The organism is Helicobacter apodemus (assembly GCF_000765745.2).
Lineage (GTDB): Bacteria > Campylobacterota > Campylobacteria > Campylobacterales > Helicobacteraceae > Helicobacter_D > Helicobacter_D apodemus.
In genome coordinates, this window is record NZ_JRPC02000042.1 from 1 (window position 1) to 4,540 (window position 4,540).

At 30.7% G+C, this 4,540-nt stretch carries 6 protein-coding genes; all 6 read right to left on the reverse strand.

What is annotated here, in order from left to right; genetic code table 11:
• Window positions 1-392: hypothetical protein (locus LS72_RS09925; RefSeq protein ID WP_034555167.1), on the reverse strand; the 392-nt coding region annotated here is incomplete at its 3' end.
• Window positions 392-1,249: an HDOD domain-containing protein gene (locus LS72_RS09930; protein WP_034555165.1), complete on the reverse strand. Its 858-nt coding sequence runs from the start codon at window positions 1,247-1,249 to the stop codon at window positions 392-394. The genes LS72_RS09925 and LS72_RS09930, both read right to left, overlap by 1 nt.
• Window positions 1,246-2,187, reverse strand: coding sequence for a TrbC family F-type conjugative pilus assembly protein (locus LS72_RS09935; RefSeq protein WP_052087378.1), 942 nt, complete (start codon window positions 2,185-2,187; stop codon window positions 1,246-1,248). Before LS72_RS09935 ends, LS72_RS09930 begins: the two co-directional genes overlap by 4 nt.
• Before the next feature lie 9 nt (window positions 2,188-2,196).
• Window positions 2,197-3,186: a TraU family protein gene (locus tag LS72_RS09940; protein WP_138155315.1), complete on the reverse strand. Its 990-nt coding sequence runs from the start codon at window positions 3,184-3,186 to the stop codon at window positions 2,197-2,199.
• Window positions 3,183-3,830 carry a chromosome segregation protein ParM gene (locus LS72_RS09945; protein ID WP_034555549.1) on the reverse strand — a complete coding sequence of 216 codons (648 nt, stop codon included), beginning with the start codon at window positions 3,828-3,830 and terminating at the stop codon, window positions 3,183-3,185. Before LS72_RS09945 ends, LS72_RS09940 begins: the two co-directional genes overlap by 4 nt.
• The coding region (traF, locus tag LS72_RS09950; RefSeq protein WP_034555550.1) for a conjugal transfer protein TraF at window positions 3,830-4,540 on the reverse strand (711 nt) is incomplete at its 5' end. The genes traF and LS72_RS09945, both read right to left, overlap by 1 nt.

Here is a 4,540-nt window from a genome sequence, read left to right on the forward strand (position 1 = left end):
AAATCAAATAAATGCTTAAAGATTTTAATAAAACGCATATCATCAAATCCACTCTCTATATTTAGCAGTTCTTGCGTTGGTGTATCTTTACAAGCTTGGATAATGAAATTTCCATCCTTATTCTCTCCTATCATTACATAGCCATTATCATTGGTATAAACCATTATATTTAGTGCATTTTCTCTATTAATACTTCTTTTTAGGAAATAAGCATCATTAAATTCTAAAATTTCTAATGTTAATGCTTCTAGCTCTTGAAGTTGGATATTCTCTTTGAGTATAAGCTCTGCGCTTAAAAACAAAGTTTCACCTTCTAAAACCACTGCGTGGTATCCATATTCATAGACTAAAAACACAGACTGCTGCTTAATACAAAAGTTCTCTAATGGCATTACTTCTCCTTTAGGTATTGGTAGTATTTATTTTTAGCACTTTGTGGGAGATTGTCTAAAAAGAGATTCTTATCCACATTTACTTGTCTTTGATTTGCTAATTCTAAATAATCTAGTGCAGAGAGAATACTTGGTATATCTAACTCATAATGCAATGTATAAAGACTATCTACTGCACTTAAGCTAAAGACTAAATGTTCTATGTCTTTAGGGGCATTTAATGGATTCTTCACAAACTTAGCAATATTAATAATTTTAGGTTCAAATTTCCACTCCTGTAAAATATAGACCAAGAAATCATTGCTACTAATTCCAAAAAATTCCTTTTCTACTTCACTAATATTTCTAAATTCTCCCTCTTTTATAGCTTGTAAGAATTGATTTCCAAGTCCTGCTTTTAAAAGAATATCTGAAAATACTACAATTCCAATTCTAAGCAACAAAGCATTTGGGGTAAGCTCACTCATTAATCGCTTATCCATACTTTTTGCAAAAGAGAGTGTAAATTCTAAGATTTGATGATTGGTTTGGGTAAAGTTTTCAATATCAAGTCCATAAGGTCTTGTATCTACTTTAAAGCTACTTCGCAAGGCATTAATTAGAATAATATTCTTAACATTTATAACACCTAATAATGAAATAGCGTGGGATACAGAATTAATAGTGTTAGCAAAGCTATAATAAGCAGAATTAACTAACTTTAAGAGTTCCATAAAGACTAAAGAATCACTTTTAATAATTTTTTCTACTTCACTAATCTTAATATCTTTAGCAGTATCCACATATTCTCTAAGCTCTAATGCTGTTTTGGGAAGGGGTGGTAAATCATTAATTGCAGTTTGTAATGCTTCTTTCATTCTTTATTCCTTTGTTCTATAAAAAAAGATTTATTAAGTTGTGCTAAAAGCTTTTCTAAGCCTTTAGATTTTGCTTTTTTATTAATTTCACTTAGGGCATAATCTGCACTTACTGCACCATAAGCAATATAAACTCTCTCCCCATTAATGGATTCTTTTAATTCCTGCGGCTCTTGGAGTGTTTTATCATAATTGCTGATAAAAATTACTGCTGGGGTATAAGTAATATTAAACTTCTTAATAACTTTAGGATTAATATCAATATTAAAAAAATATATATTCTCAGGATTTTCTAAAGATGTATTCTTGTCTTTTACTAACAAGTCTCTAATATATTCTAGTGTTGGATTTAACTTTGATATATCATTACCTATTAATCCTTGTAAGACAAAGGTTACATCAGTATTGACTTTCTCTAAAGTCTTAAAATAATTAACAATAGTTTCTTTTGGCATTGAGGAGCTAATGATAATAAATATCTTTTCATTGCTAAATAGAAATCTATTACCACTTTGTAAATTATGTGAGCTATTTCTTATTGATTCTAGCTCCTCCCTATTAAGCCCTGTATATTTATTAAAATCGATACTTTTATCATAAAGAATATAATCTTCATTGGCTTTAAGTTCTTTTTTGAAATCCTCTGTGTTTGTTAAATCTTTAATTTCTTTTGCTTTGTTGAGATATTCCATACTTGGAGCTTCTATTTGTAGATTTTTAAATTCTTTATTCTTTTCTTGCATTGTGTCTCTTAGAAAATCTATGTTTAATTCTCCTGCTTTTTGCTTTAGCATATCAGGGTTAATATCAATGCTTCCCTCATATTTAGGCAAGCTATCTAAGTATTCTTGTGTTTTTGTATTTTCCCTAGAAATAAGCGTTTGAGTGGATAATAGTAATATTAAAGTTGGTGCTAAACTTGGTATTAAAACTTTCATTCTTTCTCCTTAAAAAGCACAACAATCTACTTTTTTAAAAAGGAGGTAGTTAAAATTATCCCCACCTGCTGGTAGATTTTTGTTAGAAGTCCAAATAAGTCCTGTTTGTCCTATACCCATTGCAGTAGGATGAGCTTTAGGAAAGAGTAGTTGAAGCCTATAAGCAGATTTCAACCAAATAGGTAAAGGGTGCTCCCCACATAAAGCACTCTTAGAAGCAGAATTCCATAATACTAATTGTCTATGTAACTTATAAACCAAAGATGAAGCTACACTAGCAGAATCTTCTACATAATTTTTGGTATTTGTCGAGCCTGTGAGTGGATAAGCATTGCCCCAGCTCCCCTTACACCAAAACAATGGGTCTAAAGGTCTATTTGCTTGTGAAGCAACACTATCAGCAATACAAGCCATATTAGTAATAGGATTCCCAAATAATAAAGCTTCAGGATTAATTAATGCCCCTAATGCATCATCATTCCATAATGGGTCAATCTCTGTCATATAAGCTATATCAAATCCTTTTGTGCTTCTAACACACATACTATCAACAAACATACCCACTAGTTGAAATACAGGGTAAATATAATAATGGGCATTAAAGAAAGTTCTTGTTTTATCTTTTGTATTGGCATCTCCTTTTGTTCCCTTTTGGGTAGAAGATAAACCTGAAAAATTTATCCCTAAACCCGCAAAACAAAAGGCATCTTTATTCACATCAATGCTCCTACTTGGTTCAAAATATCCAACAGGAATTCCAATTCTAATAAAAAGTGGAGGAGGAAATGGGCAAGTGCAAATAGGACTTCTTATTGCAGTAGGAGAGTCTGACATACTTCCTTTTATCACAGGAATACCTGCAATATTAATAGGGAATATACAATTCCAACACATATCCGCTAATGTCTTTAAAATTTGTGTAGGATTTATTGAACACATTCCAAATGCTAATTGGGCGATTAAAGCTAGAAATACAAACACTCCTAAAACCTTTTTCATTTTTTAGCCCCCCTTGTATTATCTTGTTTATCTTTACATTCTAAACAGATTTCATTAACAATGATTTTCTCTCCTTGTTGTTTAATAATGCTAGGTGTGTGTTTAAGGGCAAAACGCTTAGCAATTTCAGGTAAGAGATAATAAAAGCTTTGTTTATATTTTTCTACCATTTCATAGTAACTTCCATCACTTAAAAATATCCTATAAGCAATAGTGTTTAAATAATCACTCTGTTCTAGCCATTCTAATTCTTTGGGATTATTGGCATTAATTACAACAATCCCATAAGAGATTTTTGCATATTTCGCAGGATTAAAAGTAAATCCTTGTGGGTAGATGATATTGCCTTTAATGTCTTTAATATCTTGTGTGAGCGTATAAGTTAAATCAGGACTAAATTCTCTATCTTTTGTTGCGGGTGTGAGAGGTATCATTCCTTTAGGTTTATAATTTTTAATGTTCTCTTTTGCTTCCTCTCTTGCTTGATTGGCTCTTTTTTCTATTACATCCTTGTTTTTTATCAAATGTTCTTGGATTAATTCTAAGAGATTTTTCTCTGCAAACTCATAGACTTCTCCTAAGTATAAGGTATTGTCTGCTAATAAAAGATTACTAAGCAATAGAGCTATAAAACTTTTTAACATTATCTATCCTCTTGCATAATAGCATTCTCAAATAAGAATTTTGTGTTGTTAAGGATTTCATCTTGTGTCGCAAGTCCAGCTTTTATTCTATGCCATATGGCTTCATCATTTTTATTTTTGTATAAAAAGAAATTTTCAGGACTTGTTGTAAGTTTAAATCTCTCTTTTAAATGGGGATTTTTGTCAATATCAATAAATTCAGTTTGGATTCCATAAATTCTTTGAATATGTTTATAAACTTCCTTTTGTTTATTGATGGCTTCTTGATTTAAGTCTCCATAGAAAACAACAAAGGCTAATTTGTCTTTTTTATTTTCAAAAAACTCTTGTGTATCTTTATCTTTTTCTGCAATTTTAGAAGTCTTAGCAAACTTCGTCTCTGCAATATTTGGAAATTCTAAATTTGGGTTTTCTAATAAGTTAATAGTCCAAACTTTTGCAAATCTCTCGGATTGTTCTATTTGCCACTTATTCATAATTTGTAATATTTTTATATTTTCTTTAGTTGGCTTCATTGTAGCAATGGATTTTACACGCTCAAAAGTTTCTGTGTATTCTTTAACACTTAAAGTATCAAGAGAGTTTAGAGGAATAGATTGCATAAAGATTTGGTCTTTGTCCTCTTGTTTCTCCCCTTTTTTAACTTCCTCCTCTAGCGGCTCTTTCTCATAATAGTGCCAACCACGCTTTGAATCTGTGAAAAAAGAATT